Source organism: Onishia taeanensis, assembly GCF_900100755.1.
Classification (GTDB): Bacteria; Pseudomonadota; Gammaproteobacteria; order Pseudomonadales; family Halomonadaceae; genus Onishia; species Onishia taeanensis.
Window position 1 is genome coordinate 75292 of the sequence record NZ_FNCI01000002.1, and the last position, 14034, is coordinate 89325.

The following is a 14034-nucleotide window of genomic DNA, read 5'->3' on the forward strand; positions in this document are numbered from 1 at the left end:
GCACTCTCGCCCTCCCTGTTATTGTGCGAGCAGTCGCGCCGCGCGTTTGGCGAAGTAGGTCAGCACGGCGTCGGCCCCTGCGCGCTTGAAACACATTAGTGATTCTAGAATGACCCTATCATCCTCGAGCCAACCACGTTCGAAGGCCGCCATGTGCATGGCATATTCACCGCTGACTTGGTAGGCATAGGTCGGGACACGTAGCTCGTCCTTGACCCGCCGAACCACGTCCAGGTAGGGCATGCCAGGCTTGATCATGACCATATCGGCGCCTTCGGCAAGATCCATCGCTACCTCCTGGAGGGCCTCATCGCCGTTGGCCGGGTCCATCTGGTAGGTGCTCTTGTCCGCCTTGCCCAGGTTGCCTGCCGAGCCCACCGCATCGCGGAAGGGGCCGTAATAGCGCGAGGCATACTTGGCGCTGTAGGCCATGATGCGTGTGTTATGTAGCCGTTCCTGTTCAAGGATTCGGCGAATCTCGCCAATGCGCCCATCCATCATGTCCGAAGGCGCTACCACGTCGGCACCGGCCTCGGCATGCGACAAGGCCTGCTTGATGAGGACCTCGACGGTACGGTCATTCTGAACGTAGCCCGCTTCGTCCAGGATGCCGTCCTGGCCGTGACTGGTATAAGGGTCGAGCGCCACATCGGTGATGATGCCAAGCGCCGGACACGCCGCCTTGAGCTCACGCACGCAGCGCTGCACCAGGCCGTTGGCGTTGTAGGCCTCCTCGGCCAGCTCGTTCTTGAGCTCTGGGTCGATCACCGGGAAGAGTGCCAGTGCCGGAATCCCCAATGCCTGCGCTTCACGGGCTTCTTCGATCAACAGATCGATCGATAGACGCTCGACTCCGGGCATAGAAGGAACTGCTTCACGTCGGTTGCTGCCCTCGAGCACGAATACTGGCCAGATCAGATCGGCAGCCGTCAGGGTATTCTCGGCCATCAGGCGGCGCGAGAAGTCGTCTTTGCGCATGCGACGCATGCGGGTACCGGGATACTGGCGAGGAATGGTGAAGCTCAATCTCTATCTCCAATCAGGGCTCGCCATTGGCGCCTGGTCATCTGGGAACAGATAGTCGCAGGCGATGATGACGAGAAGATGACAACCGGTTTCAGCCCGGGCGAGTGCCCGCACCTGTCCTGGCAGTATATTCAGTGTGCACCAGTGCCGGAAGCGTTGACTTGTCGCACCTCGCCTGGCCGGCATCGAGGCGCACGGTGACGTTGCTGTGGCCATGAAAAACCCCGCCTCGGCGGGGTTTTCAGAGCGGTGAGCGGCATACAGGCGTCAGGCGCTGTCGTCGTCGCTGGGACGTGGCTGGCGCTTGACCAGACGTCCAAACAGGATGCCTACCTCATAGAGCAGGTACATCGGCACGGCCAGCAGGCTCTGGGAAATCACGTCCGGCGGCGTCATCAGCATGCCCACCACGAAGCAGCCCAGCACGACATAGGGGCGCTTCTTCGACAGGCTCTCCACCGTGGTGGCGCCGGAGAAGATCAGCAGGAAGGTGGCGATCGGAATCTCGAAGGCGACGCCGAAGGCGAAGAAGAGTTTGAGGACGAAGTTAAGGTACTGATTGATATCGGTCATCACCGTGACCCCCGCCGGCCCGGTCTGGGTGAAGAACTCGAACAGCAGGGGAAAGACCACGTAATAGGCGAAAGCCGCGCCGCCATAGAAGAGGGCGACGCTCGAGGCCAGCAGCGGGATGGCGAGACGCTTCTCGTTGTCGTAGAGGCCGGGTGCGATGAAGGCCCAGGCCTGGTGAAGCACGAAGGGCACGGCGATGAACACCGAGACGACCAGCGTCAGCTTGAAGGGCGCCAGGAAGGGCGAGGCGACCTCGGTGGCGATCATCTGCGAGCCTTCCGGCAGCAGCGCCATCAGCGGCTTGGCGACGAAGGTATAGATGTCGTTGGAAAAGGCGTACAGGGCCAGAAAGATCACCAGGATCGCCAGCACCGCGTGCATCAATCGCGAACGCAGCTCGATCAGGTGCTCGATCAGGGGCGCCTGGTTAGGATCCTGGCCGCTCTTTTGGCTGTCGTGAGACTGACTGTCCTGCGGGTCGGGGGTGGCGCTCATCGGGGGCTTTGATCCTTGTCACTGTCCGCGGACGCCTCGCGAGGGGCCTCTGCGGCCGCTGTGGCCTCGTCATGGCCTTGAGCCCGGTCGTTGGTCTGCTGGCCGGTGGCGCTGGCCGGTGGGGCATTTTCCTGGGGACCGCCCTGGCGAGTGCCCTGGGCGTTGCCCGGGCTGGCATGGCCAGCGTCGACCCTGTCGGGCTCGGCGTAACGCTCCACGTCCTGCTTGGCCTTGTTGAGGCTGGCATCGAGCTTTTTCTGCTGCTCGTTGAGCTTCTGACGCAGTTCCTCGGCCTCGAGCTGAGCCGAGATATCCCGCTGCATGCCGGAGACCGTGCGCTTGATCTTGCCGATCCACAGCCCCGTGGTGCGCGCTGCCCGGGGCAGGCGCTCGGGGCCGAGGACCAGCAGGCCGACCACGCCGATGATCAGCAGTTCGAGGAAACCGATATCGAACATGGGCGGTTACTTGCGCTCGTCCGGTTCCTGCACCTTGGTCTCGGCTTCGACGTCATAGGTCTTGCCGGTCTCGTCATGGGCGACACGCTGTTGAGCGGCGTCGTCCTGTTCTTTTTTCTCGTCTTCGCCCTTCTCGCCGTCATTCATGGCTTTCTTGAATCCCTTCACGGCGCCACCAAGATCTCCGCCGACGTTGCGCAGTTTCTTGGTGCCGAAGACCAGAATGATGATGCCCAGCACGATCAAGAGTTGCCAGATACTGATGCCACCTAACATGGAGTCTCTCCCTTCAATGGGCCCTTGGGCCTAAGCGTCCGTCGGGCGGGCGGCTTTCTCGTCCAGCCCTGATATTCCGAAGCGACGCGCCAGTTCATCGAGCACGTCCTGATGGTCGATCCCGAGATGCGACAGCATCACTAGGCTATGAAACCACAGGTCGGCCGTTTCAGCGACTACTGCCTCACGGTTCTTCTCTGAGCCATTCGCCGCATCCTTGGCGGCCAGCAGGGTCTCGGTGGCTTCCTCGCCAACCTTCTCGAGAATCTTATTGAGCCCCTTGCGATGTAGCGAGGCCACATAGCTGCTGTCGGGGTCCGCTTGGCGGCGCTGCTCGAGCACCTCGGCGAGCTGGTTGAGAATATCGCTCATCGATGACATTCCTGAGTCAGTGGATCGAAAAATCTTATTATTCAGTGGCCTGTAATGCGTTTTTGCCCCAGCCGGCGCTTATTGCCAGGCAAGCAGCAGGATGCCAAGACCAGCCACCACCAGCACCGGCCATGGCTGATCGCCGGCCCAGTCGAACAGCGGCTGCCAGGCCACCGCCAGGCCGACCAGCAGTGCGCCCAGGCGCAGGCGCCGGGCGCCGCGGGCAGAGGCGGCAATATTGCGGCTCAGGCCCGAGAGCGACTCGGTCTGGCGGTGGCGCTGCTTGTGTTCGGCCTCGACCCTGGATAGCGCCTGGTGGGCGAGCACCGGCAGTTCGGGTAGTTGGCGTGCCAGTTCCGGCGCCTGGCGCTGCAGAGAGTCCCAGAGCCCGCGGGGACCTGCGCGCTCCTTCATCCAACGCTCCAGGTACGGCTTGGCGGTATGCCAAAGGTCCAGGTCCGGATAGAGCTGGCGTCCCAGGCCCTCGATATTGAGCAGGGTCTTTTGCAGCAGTACCAACTGCGGCTGAACCTCCATATTGAAGCGCCGCGCGGTCTGGAAGAGTCCCAGCAGCACCTGGCCGAAGGAGATGTCCTTTAACGGCTTTTCGAGAATCGGCTCGCATACCGAGCGAATCGCCGAGGCGAACTCGTTGGCGCGGGTCCCTTCGCCGACCCAGCCGGATTCGATATGCAGCGCGGCGACCTCGTAGTAGTCCTGGTGGAAGAAGGCCAGCAGGTTGCGGGCTAGATAGTCCTGGTCTTCGCGGGTCAGGCTGCCGACGATGCCGCAGTCGATGGCGATGTACTGAGGGTCGTGGGGTTTGCCGTGGGCAACGAAGATGTTGCCCGGGTGCATGTCGGCATGGAAGAAGTTGTCGCGAAACACCTGGGTGAAGAAGATCTCTACGCCGCGCTCGGCCAGCTTCCTGAGATCGGTACCCTGGGCCTCGAGAGCGGCCATATCGGCCACCGGGATGCCATGGATACGCTCCTGTACCATCACTCGACGTCGGGTCAGCGGCCAGTGGATCGCCGGCACGTAGAGCAGCGGTGAGTCCTTGAAGTTGCGCTTGAGCTGGGAGGTGTTGGCGGCTTCCCGGTGCAGGTTCAGCTCGTCGAAGAGGGTTGCTTCGTAGTCGGCAACCACCTCCCGGGGACGTAGGCGCCGGGCCTCGGGGACCTTCGCCAGCAGGCGCGCCGCGCCGTAGAGCAGGGCCATGTCCTGGCGCATGACGCGATCGATGCCGGGGCGGATGATCTTGACCACCACTTCCTGGCCATCGGGTAGTCGGGCGGCATGCACCTGGGCGATCGAGGCCGAGGCCAGTGGTGTCTTATCGAAGCTTGCGAAGGCCTCATCCAGCGGGCACTCGAGCTCTTCCTCGACCAGCGCCGCCGCCTCTTCGCCGGGAAAGGGCGGTACTTGATCCTGAAGGCGTTTGAGCTCGTCGGCGATATCCGGCGGCAGCAAGTCGCGGCGGGTCGAGAGCATCTGGCCGAACTTGACGAATATCGGACCCAGCGCCTCGAGAGCCAGGCGCAGCCGCTCGGCGCGCTCGCCGCGCACCGGGAAAAGCCGCAGGGGTGAAAGCGCGAGCAGTACCCGCAGCGGCCAGGGCAGCCGCTCGCGTGGAATCAGGGTGTCGAGGCGATATCGGGTAATGACCCAGCCAATCCGTGCCAGGCGCAGACTCATGGGCAGGGCTCCTCGGCCATTGCGTCGCGCCTGTCGTCATCCAGGCGGCATGTCTCCAGGCGTCGCTTGAGGCGTTCGAGTCGGGCCTCGAGGCGGTCACTGGCGATCTCTAGCTCGGTCAGCTGGTCGCGCATCACCTCGAGCTGGTGGCGTCCGGGCAGTAGCTTGGCCTCTTCGAAGACGTATTCGCCGAGGTCGGCGGTTAGCTCCTGTCGGGTGCGTAGCCCCCAGCGGGCCAGGCGGCGCATGCCCTCGGCCAGGCTGTTGGCCGGCCTGTCGCCGAGCCAGTGAGCGAGCTCGCCTTCCCAGTCGAAGTCCAGGTCAAGCAGCAGGTCTCTCGCCTGCTCGAGCACCTGAGCGCGTCCGCGTACCGCGAGGCGGCCCCGGAACATCAGGCGCTCGGCGGACTCGCCGCCGATCAGCTCACCCAGTGCTTCGCTGTCGGCCTCGACGATCACATCGGCGTCTTCATCGGCGAGGCCCTCGCCCCGGGACAGCGACAGGCCATGGGTGTGGAAACTCACCAGCAGGGCGTAGGCCGGGCGCTCCAGGCGTACCAGCAAGCGCGAACCGTCGAGCGCGGCCAGCCGGGTGGCCGCGGCGGGATCCCGGGCGAGCAGGGCGTTCAGGGTGCGTTCGAAACCGGCGAGGACCATCATCAGAGCTTGATGCCTCGGTGCAGGGCGACGATGCCGCCGGTCAGGTTGGTGTACTCGACGCGCTCTAGCCCGGCCGCTTCCATCATGCCCTTGAGGGTCTCTTGGTCCGGGTGCATGCGAATCGACTCGGCCAGGTAGCGGTAGCTGTCGGCGTCGCCGGCCACCCACTGGCCCATCTTCGGCAGCAGATGGAAGGAGTAATCGTCGTAGGCCTTCGACAGCAGCGGGTTGTCGGGCTTGGAGAACTCCAGCACCAGCAGCCGACCGCCGGGCTTGAGCACCCGGGTCATGGAGCGCAGGGCGGCATCCTTGTCGGTGACGTTGCGCAGGCCGAAGGCGATGGTAATGCAGTCGAAGCTGTTGTCCGGGAAGGGCAGGCACTCGGCGTTGGCCTGGACATATTCGACGTTGCCGCCGACGCCGTGGTCGAGCAGCTTGTCGCGGCCGACACGCAGCATGGAGGCGTTGATGTCGGCGAGAACCACCTGGCCGCGAGGACCCACCTTGCGCGAGAACTTCAGCGTCAGATCGCCGGTGCCACCGGCGATGTCGAGCACCCGCTGACCGGGGCGTACACCGGCGCGCTCCAGGGTCAGGCGTTTCCAGACCCGGTGGATGCCGAAGGACATCAGGTCGTTCATGACGTCATAGCGTGCCGCCACCGAGTGGAAGACATCGGCAACCCGCGAGGCCTTTTCGTCGACCGGGACTTCCTGATAGCCGAAGTGAGTGGTGCGCTTGTCCATGGGCATCCCTATCAGTCAGTACATCAGTCCGTGCCACTGGTGCGGCACGCACAGGAATAAGAGAGCCGGCAAGGAGCCGGCGGTGGCGCCATTGTAGCGTCACCGCGATGGCCTTGTCTTTGCCGTCACGGACTCGAGCCGTGCTCGATGAGCCACTGAGTTTGCCGACCGGCCTTCAAGGGCGGCGGTTGTCTTACAGCTCCTTGAACTGGATGGTCTTCGGCTCGCGGGACTCGCCGGCCGCCTCGAGTCGCTTGAGGTAGTCCGCCCAGTTGATCTCGGCGTTGGTGGCGAGCGCATACAGGTAGTCCCAACTGAAGAGGCCGCTGTCGTGGCCGTCATCGAAGCTGAGCTTCAGGGCATAGCGTCCGGCCTGAGTGATGTTGGCAAGACCCACGTCCTTCTTGCCAACCTGCAGCACGGCGGTGTCGGGGCCGTGGCCGCGCACCTCGGCGGAGGGCGAGAAGACGCGCAGGTACTCGATCGACAACCGGTAGCTGTCGCCGTTCGGGTAGCCAAGCTCCAGCTCGCGGGCGGACTTGTGGTAGTGAACGCGTGAGGGAATCGGGACAGACATAAGCACCTCCGGTGGGGGAAGGTGGAAGAGGGAAGGCAGGCCAGGCGCCCCTTATCGCCTCGAGGCGCGAAGCGCCGTCCTTCCTTCTTCCAGCGGCGCAGCCGCGCTCTTCCCTCTTTAAGCGGCGAAACCGCGGCTTACAGAATGTAACGGGAAAGATCTTCGTCCATGGCCAGCTCGCCGAGCTGGGAGTCGACGTAGGCGGCGTCGATGGTCAGCGGGCTTTCCATGTCGCCGCCCCTGAAGGAGGCGTCCTCGAGCAGTCGCTCCATGACGGTATGCAGGCGACGGGCGCCGATGTTCTCGGTGCCTTCGTTGACCCGCCAGGCGATCTCGGCGATACGCGCGATGCCGTCGTCGGTGAAGGCGATCTCGAGGCCGTCGGTGGCCATCAGCGCCTGATACTGCTTGGTCAGGGCGGCGGACGGCTCGGTGAGAATGCGCTGGAAGTCATCCGGCGACAGGGCGTTGAGCTCGACCCGGATCGGCAGGCGGCCCTGCAGTTCCGGGATCAAGTCCGAGGGCTTGGCCAGATGGAAGGCGCCGGAGGCGATGAACAGGATGTGGTCGGTCTTGACCATGCCGTGCTTGGTGGAGACCGTGGAGCCCTCGATCAGTGGCAGCAGGTCGCGCTGCACGCCCTCGCGGGAGACTTCGCCGCCGCTGCCCTGCTGGCCCTTGGCGACCTTGTCGATCTCGTCGAGGAAGACGATACCGTGCTGCTCCACCGCCTCGATGGCGCGGTGCTTGATCTCGTCCTCGTTGACCAGCTTGGCGGCTTCCTCGTCGCGCAGCAGCTTCCAGGCATCCTTGACCGCGACGCGCTGGTTCTCGGTCTTCTGCTTGTTCATGTTGGAGAACATGCTCTGCAGCTGGCTTGCCATCTCCTCCATGCCCGGCGGGGTATTGAAGTCCATGCCGCCGCTCTGTGGGGTGACCTCGATGTCGATTTCCTTGTCATCGAGCTGCCCCTCGCGCAACTTCTTGCGGAAGACCTGGCGGGTCGAGGTGTCGTCCCGGGCGCTATCGTACTCGCTGCCCCGTGGGCGCGGCAGCAAGGCGTCGAGGATACGTTCCTCGGCGGCATCGTCGGCCTTGTGACCGACCTCTTCCTTGGCCTGCTCGCGCACCATCTTGATGGCTGCCTCGGTCAGGTCGCGGATGATCGATTCGACGTCGCGACCCACATAGCCCACTTCGGTGAACTTGGTCGCCTCGACCTTGAGGAAGGGTGCCCGGGCCAGCTTGGCCAGGCGGCGAGCGATCTCGGTCTTGCCCACGCCGGTCGGGCCGATCATCAGGATGTTCTTGGGCGTGACTTCCTGGCGCAGCTCTTCATCGAGCTGCATGCGGCGCCAGCGGTTGCGCAGCGCCACGGCCACGGCACGCTTGGCGTCCTGCTGGCCGATGATGAACTGATCGAGGGCGTGAACGATCTCGCGGGGGGTCATCTGGGTCATGGCTCAGAGCTCTTCCAGCGTGATGTGGTGGTTGGTGAAGACGCAGATGTCGCCGGCGATCTCCAGGGATTTCTCGGTAATGTCGCGGGCCGACAGCTCGGTGTTCTCGAGCAGGGCGCGGGCCGAGGACAGCGCGTAATTGCCGCCTGATCCGATGGCAATGATGCCGCGCTCGGGTTCCACGACATCGCCGTTGCCGGTGATGATCAGCGAGGCGTTCTTGTCGGCCACCGCCAGCAGCGCCTCGAGGCGGCGCAGGGCGCGGTCGGTGCGCCATTCCTTGGCAAGCTCGACGGCGGCCTTGGTGAGGTGGCCCTGGTATTTCTCGAGCTGGGCTTCAAAGCGCTCGAACAGGGTGAAGGCGTCGGCGGTACCGCCGGCGAACCCCGCCAGCACCTGGCCGCGGTAGAGGCGACGCACCTTGCTGGCGTTGCCTTTCATGACGGTGTTGCCCAGTGAGACCTGGCCATCGCCGGCCAGGGCGACATGATCGCCGCGGCGCACGGATACGATTGTGGTCATGGAGAAGGACTCCGTAGTGGGAGCGATGACACTCCCGGTGACTTGGGCGTCCGGGATGCGGTGAGCGGTCGGACGGACGCCATGAAAGCTGTCGTTGGTAACGTGAAGGAAAGGTGTGGGCGGGGAGGGGGGAATTCAACCTTGGTCAGGCGGCGGCAGGTGGATGTCTGCCGCCGCGACCACGATCGTCATGGCGGGGGGATCGCTTCAGTTCTGCAGGCGGATGGTCAGCGGCTCGATGCCTTGGGTGATCATCAGATCCTGGGCGCGATTGAGCTCGCGAGCATCGCCGTAGGGGCCGACCTGGACCCGGTGCCAGGTGGCGCCATCGCCGGTTTGCACCTTGCTGATGCTGGCGATCAGCCCGAAGTCGCTGAGCTTTCCCGCCAGGCGCTGGGCATCCGAGGCATCGCGAAACGATGCGGCCTGCAGCATGTAGCGTTCGTCGTCGGCAATCTCGGTGGGCTGGCGGTTCTCGGCACTCTGTGCCTGCTGGCGCGAGATCTGCTCGGCGATGGGGTCCTTGGCCGTCGCAGCGGCCTTGCCCTGGGACTCGCCGCCCGGCGCGATGACTTCCGATTCCGGCAGCAGGGTATAGAACTCGAAGGTCGGCATGCGCGGCTCGTTGGCGCCGGAGGCCTGGCCTCCCGCTTCGCCGTTTGCCGCGTCAGCCGACGGTGCCTGCTCGGCGGCCGGGCGGCTGAACACCTTGGCCAGCGGTTCCGGCGCCGAGTCCTGCAGGTACTGGGAAAGGAAGAAGCCCGCCACCAGGCCACCCAGCCCCCATAGCCAGCCGGGCACGCGGGGGGCTTGGCGCTTGGCCTGTGTGGCGCGCTTGCGGGTCGTCGCGCCCTTGCGGCTGGCGGGTTTGGCGGCTTGGCGTGCGGCCATGGTTTACATCTCCTCGGGGGCGCCGACGCCCAGCAGGTCGAGGCCGTTGCGGATCACCTGGCGGGTCGCGATACCCAGCGCCAGGCGCGCGTTGCGCTGGGCGTCGTCGTCGACCATCACCTTCACTGCGTTGTAGCAGGTGTGGAAATCGGCGGCCAGGTCCTGCAGGTATTGGGCGATCTGCTGCGGTTCGCGATTGCCGGCGGCGATGCGCACCACTTCGGGATAGCGAGCCAGGCGGTTCATCAGCGCCTTTTCCTGGTCTGAGTCGAGCAGGGCCAGGTTGTCGAGCGCCAGGTCGTGCTGGAAGTCGCGGTCGTCGGCGGCAGCCTTACGCAGCACGCTGCAGACCCGGGCGTGGGCATACTGGATGTAATAGACCGGGTTGTCGTTGGACTGCGAGCGGGCCAGGTCGATATCGAAGGTCAACTGGGAGTCGGCTCGCCGCGCGGCCAGGAAGTAGCGGGTAGCGTCGCGGCCGACTTCGTCGATCAGGTCGCGCAGGGTGACGTAGCTACCGGCGCGTTTGGAGAGCTTGACCTCGACGCCCGAACGGGTCACCAGCACCATCTGGTGCAGCACGTAGTCCGGCCAGCCGTTGGGAATGCCCGTCTCGAGAGCCTGCAGCCCGGCGCGTACCCGGGTCACCGTGGAGTGGTGGTCGGCGCCCTGCTCGTTGATCACCTGGGTGAAGCCGCGCTGCCACTTGTCGAGGTGGTAGGCGACGTCAGGCAGGAAGTAGGTGTAGCCGCCGTCCTGCTTGCGCATCACCCGGTCCTTGTCGTCACCGAAGTCTGTGGTGCGCAGCCAGAGGGCGCCGTCCTGCTCGTAGGTATGACCGCCCTCGATCAGCGTCTTGACGGTGGATTCGACCTTGGCCTCTTCGTAGAGCGAGGACTCCAGGAAGTAGACGTCGAAGGCGACGCCGAAGGCCTTGAGGTCCAGGTCCTGTTCGCGGCGTAGGTAGGCCACCGCGAAGTCGCGGATGGCGTCCAGGTCGTCTGGGTCGGCGGCGCCGGTGACGTGACGGTCATCGGCGTGCACGGTGTCGCCTGCCAGGTAGCTCTCGGCCACATCGCGGATATAGTCGCCGCGGTAGCCGTCTTCCGGCCAGCTCGGGTCGTCCGGGGTCAGCCCCTTGGCGCGTGACTGCACGGAGCGGGCCAGGTTACTGATCTGGGCGCCGGCGTCGTTGTAGTAGAACTCGCGGGTCACGTCGTAGCCGGTTGCCTCGAGCAGACGGCACAGGCTGTCGCCGATCGCCGCGCCACGGCCATGGCCGACATGGAGCGGGCCGGTCGGGTTGGCAGAGACGAATTCTACCTGCACCTTCTCGCCCTTGCCGTCGAGGCAGCGGCCATAGGTGTCGCCGGTGTCGAGGATGGTCGACACCACCTGGGCGAGGGCGTCGGTGGCGGCGAAGAAGTTGATGAAGCCCGGGCCGGCGATCTCGGTCTTGCTGATGGCGGGAGAGGCCGGCAGGGCCGCGACCAGCGCCTCGGCCAGGTCACGGGGCTTCTTGCCCGCCGGCTTGGCCAGCATCAGTGCCAGATTGGTGGCGAAGTCGCCGTGGGCCTTGTCCTTGGTGGGGTCGACCTTGATGGTCGGGGCAATGTCCTGGGGCAGTTCGCCCTGCTGCTGAAGGGCGCTCAGGGCCTCTTCGAGCAGTGCAATGATGGTGTCTTTCATGAAAAACCTGATGTCCTGTTGCCTGGCCCGGCAGGCGTGAATGACGGCGAGGAGCGGGCCGCCGGCCGGCGAGTTCGCGTCGCTCTACTCAGCGTGATGGCGCATTATCGGCAATTGGCGGCGCGCTTTAAACCTGAATTCGCAGATTAGCCGCTATGCCAGGGCGCGCACTCGCACAGTGGCACTGATCGGGCGCCAAGTCAGAGCGCCTGGCTAGCTCAGGGTCTGAGGGTCGATATCCAGCGACCAGCGCACGCGTCGGGCGTCGCGACAGGCCTCCAGCCAGGCCACCAGCCAGGCGCTCGCCTCGTGCAACTGGCTGCGCTGTGCGCCGGAGAGCAGCAGCTGTACATGATAGCGGTTCTGGCGACGCTCCATGGGCGCCGGCACCGGGCCCAGGCAGGTCACGGCATTGTCTCGTGCTGCCAGCCACTCACGTAACGCCTCCCCTGCTTCCTTGGCGAGCCCCATGGCCTCGGCCTCTCGGGCGCTCTCGAAACGCGTCAGGGCCAGAAAGCGGAAGGGCGGCAGGGCTGCGCCGCGGCGCTCTTCGAGCAGGGCGTCGGCCAGGGCATCGTAGCCGCGCTCGGCGAGCAGGCGCAGATGCGGGTCGTCGCTGTGCAGGGTCTGCACCAGCACTCGGCCCGGGTGGGCGGCGCGGCCGGCGCGGCCGGCCACCTGGGTCAGTAGCTGAGCCGAGTGCTCCAGCGCCCGGAAGTCGCTGGCATAGAGGCCGGCATCGGCGTTGACCACCACTACCAGGGTGACGTGGGGCAGATGATGGCCCTTGGCGAGCATCTGGGTGCCGACCAAGAGGCTCGGCTCGCCGCGTTTGATCTCGGCGAGCACCTCGCCGAAGGCATCCTTGCGGCGGGTGCTGTCGCGGTCGATGCGGTGGACCGGCACCTCCGGGAAGAGCGCGGCCAGGCTTTCCTCGGTGCGCTCGGTGCCGGCCCCCAGCGGGCGTAGGTCACCGCTCTTGCACTCTGGGCAGGCCGGCGGTAGCGGCTGCTGGCGCTCGCAGTGGTGGCAGGCCAGCAGCGGCGGCTGACGATGCAGCGTCATGCGGGCGTCGCAGTGGTCGCATTCGGCAAGCCAGCCGCAGGCATGGCAGGCAAGGGTCGGCGCGAAGCCGCGCCGGTTGATGAATACCAGCACCTGGTGCCCGGCGGCGAGCGTCTGGCGAATGGCGTCGATCGCCGAGGGAATCAGCCCACCCTGGCGGGGCCGGCCGCGCAGGTCGATCAATTCGAGCTTGGCCGGCGGGTGGCGGCTAGCCCGCTGCGTCAGACGCAGGTGCGTGTAGCGTCCATTCCTGGCCTGGGCCAGGCTTTCCAGCGCCGGGGTGGCGCTGCCCAGCACTATGGGAATGCCGTGGTGATGGGCTCGCGCCACGGCCAGGTCCCGGGCGTGGTAGCGAAGGCCTTCCTGCTGCTTCAGCGAACCGTCGTGCTCCTCGTCGACAATGATGACGCCTGGGGCGGCTAGCGGCGTGAAGATCGCCGAACGGGTGCCGATGATGATCGGTGCGCGACCGCTCATGGCGGCCAGCCAAGCATCCAGGCGCTCGTGGTCGGTGAGACCCGAGTGCAGGGCGACCACCGGCACCCGGAAGCGGCGGCGAAAGCGTTCGAGGGTCTGGGGGGTCAGGCCGATCTCCGGCACCAGAATCAGGGCCTGGCGGCCGCGCTGGATGACTGCCTCGATTAGTTGCAGGTAGACCTCGGTCTTGCCGCTGCCGGTGACGCCCTGCAGCAGGCAGGGGTGATAGCGGTCGAGGCCGTCATGCAGGGTAGACAGGGCTGCCGCCTGCTCGCGATTGAGGTTGAGCGCCGGTTCGGCGAGCAACGCCGTTGGCCGCGGCGGCTCGCTTGCCAGGCGCGGCTCCTCTAGGCAGTCGACCAGCCCTTTGTCGTGCAGCGCCGTCAGTTGCGTGCGGCTGAACTGCTGGGCGGTAACGGCGGCGGTGGGCAGGCCCCGCGGGTGCTGGCGCAAGAGCTCCAGCAGCTCTGCCTGGCGCCGCGCTCGGCCAAGGTCGGCGGCCTGAGTCGCCTGGCCCTGAGCGCTAAGCCGCCAGCGCTCCAGGGTGCGGGGCTCGAGCGGACGCCCCTGGCGAAGCAGTACCGGCAGCGCCTGCTGCAAGGTGTCGCCGAGCGGATGCTGGTAGTAGCGGGCAGTGAAGCGCGTCAACCACAGCCAGTCAGCGGGCAGCGGGCTTCCATCAAGGCATGCTTCTATGGGTTTGAGACGGTCGAGTGCGACCTCGCTGGTGGCACGACATTCGATGACGATGCCGACCACCGAGCGTCGCCCCAGGGCGACCTGGACGCGCAGGCCCGGCTGCCAGCCGCCGGTGGGTGTCTCGGGGCCGGGCAGGTAGTCGAACAGGCGGCGCAGCGGGGTGGGCACGGCCACTCCGAGCACGCGGGGAGCATCGAGAAACGACGAAGCACTGGCGGACAATTGGCCTCCGAGATTGGGTCTGCTAGAATCACCGCCCTCCGCGGCCTCGCTCTCGTTTCCTGGCTTCCCGTTGTGGGTTGATTCAGGGCGTGAGAAGAGTCGGCGGATTCCGGTTCGTTGACGTGGCCA

General features: G+C 65.6%; 14 protein-coding genes. All 14 read right to left on the reverse strand.

The window, feature by feature from the left end; genetic code table 11:
• Positions 1-18: 18 nt before the first annotated feature.
• Complete coding sequence (gene hemB / locus BLR71_RS02900; protein WP_175491609.1) at positions 19-987, reverse strand: porphobilinogen synthase; 969 nt, start codon at positions 985-987, stop codon at positions 19-21.
• A gap of 306 nt (positions 988-1293) precedes the next feature.
• Complete coding sequence (gene tatC / locus BLR71_RS02905; protein WP_092522973.1) at positions 1294-2094, reverse strand: twin-arginine translocase subunit TatC; 801 nt, start codon at positions 2092-2094, stop codon at positions 1294-1296.
• Positions 2091-2552, reverse strand: a complete 462-nt coding sequence (tatB, locus tag BLR71_RS02910) for a Sec-independent protein translocase protein TatB (RefSeq protein ID WP_092522974.1) — start codon at positions 2550-2552, stop codon at positions 2091-2093. Before tatB ends, tatC begins: the two co-directional genes overlap by 4 nt.
• Positions 2553-2558: 6 nt before the next feature.
• Entirely contained in the window at positions 2559-2828 is a 270-nt protein-coding gene (gene tatA, locus BLR71_RS02915) for a Sec-independent protein translocase subunit TatA (protein ID WP_092522976.1), read from the reverse strand.
• A gap of 30 nt (positions 2829-2858) precedes the next feature.
• Positions 2859-3200, reverse strand: a complete 342-nt coding sequence (locus BLR71_RS02920) for a phosphoribosyl-ATP diphosphatase (RefSeq protein ID WP_092522977.1) — start codon at positions 3198-3200, stop codon at positions 2859-2861.
• A 78-nt stretch (positions 3201-3278) separates the two neighbouring features.
• Positions 3279-4898: a ubiquinone biosynthesis regulatory protein kinase UbiB gene (ubiB, locus tag BLR71_RS02925; RefSeq protein ID WP_092522979.1), complete on the reverse strand. Its 1620-nt coding sequence runs from the start codon at positions 4896-4898 to the stop codon at positions 3279-3281.
• Positions 4895-5557: a ubiquinone biosynthesis accessory factor UbiJ gene (locus BLR71_RS02930; protein ID WP_092522981.1), complete on the reverse strand. Its 663-nt coding sequence runs from the start codon at positions 5555-5557 to the stop codon at positions 4895-4897. Before BLR71_RS02930 ends, ubiB begins: the two co-directional genes overlap by 4 nt.
• A complete protein-coding gene (ubiE, locus tag BLR71_RS02935; protein WP_175491605.1) occupies positions 5557-6303 on the reverse strand; it encodes a bifunctional demethylmenaquinone methyltransferase/2-methoxy-6-polyprenyl-1,4-benzoquinol methylase UbiE in 747 nt (248 codons plus the stop codon). The genes BLR71_RS02930 and ubiE overlap by 1 nt, the downstream gene beginning before the upstream one ends.
• A 193-nt stretch (positions 6304-6496) precedes the next feature.
• Complete coding sequence (locus BLR71_RS02940; RefSeq protein WP_092522985.1) at positions 6497-6880, reverse strand: gamma-butyrobetaine hydroxylase family protein; 384 nt, start codon at positions 6878-6880, stop codon at positions 6497-6499.
• Positions 6881-7017: 137 nt separating this feature from the next.
• Positions 7018-8340: an ATP-dependent protease ATPase subunit HslU gene (gene hslU / locus BLR71_RS02945; RefSeq protein ID WP_092522986.1), complete on the reverse strand. Its 1323-nt coding sequence runs from the start codon at positions 8338-8340 to the stop codon at positions 7018-7020.
• Positions 8341-8343: 3 nt separating this feature from the next.
• Positions 8344-8862, reverse strand: a complete 519-nt coding sequence (hslV, locus tag BLR71_RS02950; RefSeq protein WP_092522988.1) for an ATP-dependent protease subunit HslV — start codon at positions 8860-8862, stop codon at positions 8344-8346.
• A gap of 207 nt (positions 8863-9069) precedes the next feature.
• Positions 9070-9753 carry an SPOR domain-containing protein gene (locus tag BLR71_RS02955; RefSeq protein ID WP_092522990.1) on the reverse strand — a complete coding sequence of 228 codons (684 nt, stop codon included), beginning with the start codon at positions 9751-9753 and terminating at the stop codon, positions 9070-9072.
• A gap of 3 nt (positions 9754-9756) precedes the next feature.
• Positions 9757-11442: an arginine--tRNA ligase gene (gene argS / locus BLR71_RS02960; RefSeq protein ID WP_092522992.1), complete on the reverse strand. Its 1686-nt coding sequence runs from the start codon at positions 11440-11442 to the stop codon at positions 9757-9759.
• A gap of 213 nt (positions 11443-11655) precedes the next feature.
• Positions 11656-13905 carry a primosomal protein N' gene (locus tag BLR71_RS02965; protein ID WP_245696322.1) on the reverse strand — a complete coding sequence of 750 codons (2250 nt, stop codon included), beginning with the start codon at positions 13903-13905 and terminating at the stop codon, positions 11656-11658.
• Positions 13906-14034: the final 129 nt, after the last annotated feature.

Bases quoted from the DNA above. Each gene is read 5' to 3' on its own strand.
- argS (WP_092522992.1), bottom strand. From the start codon at position 11,442: ATGAAAGACACCATCATTGCACTGCTCGAAGAGGCCCTGAGCGCCCTT.
- hslV (WP_092522988.1), bottom strand. From the start codon at position 8,862: ATGACCACAATCGTATCCGTGCGCCGCGGCGATCATGTCGCCCTGGCC.
- tatA (WP_092522976.1), bottom strand. From the start codon at position 2,828: ATGTTAGGTGGCATCAGTATCTGGCAACTCTTGATCGTGCTGGGCATC.
- tatB (WP_092522974.1), bottom strand. From the start codon at position 2,552: ATGTTCGATATCGGTTTCCTCGAACTGCTGATCATCGGCGTGGTCGGC.
- BLR71_RS02955 (WP_092522990.1), bottom strand. From the start codon at position 9,753: ATGGCCGCACGCCAAGCCGCCAAACCCGCCAGCCGCAAGGGCGCGACG.
- hslU (WP_092522986.1), bottom strand. From the start codon at position 8,340: ATGACCCAGATGACCCCCCGCGAGATCGTTCACGCCCTCGATCAGTTC.
- BLR71_RS02930 (WP_092522981.1), bottom strand. From the start codon at position 5,557: ATGATGGTCCTCGCCGGTTTCGAACGCACCCTGAACGCCCTGCTCGCC.
- tatC (WP_092522973.1), bottom strand. From the start codon at position 2,094: ATGAGCGCCACCCCCGACCCGCAGGACAGTCAGTCTCACGACAGCCAA.
- ubiE (WP_175491605.1), bottom strand. From the start codon at position 6,303: ATGGACAAGCGCACCACTCACTTCGGCTATCAGGAAGTCCCGGTCGAC.
- BLR71_RS02920 (WP_092522977.1), bottom strand. From the start codon at position 3,200: ATGAGCGATATTCTCAACCAGCTCGCCGAGGTGCTCGAGCAGCGCCGC.
- ubiB (WP_092522979.1), bottom strand. From the start codon at position 4,898: ATGAGTCTGCGCCTGGCACGGATTGGCTGGGTCATTACCCGATATCGC.
- hemB (WP_175491609.1), bottom strand. From the start codon at position 987: ATGCGTCGCATGCGCAAAGACGACTTCTCGCGCCGCCTGATGGCCGAG.
- BLR71_RS02940 (WP_092522985.1), bottom strand. From the start codon at position 6,880: ATGTCTGTCCCGATTCCCTCACGCGTTCACTACCACAAGTCCGCCCGC.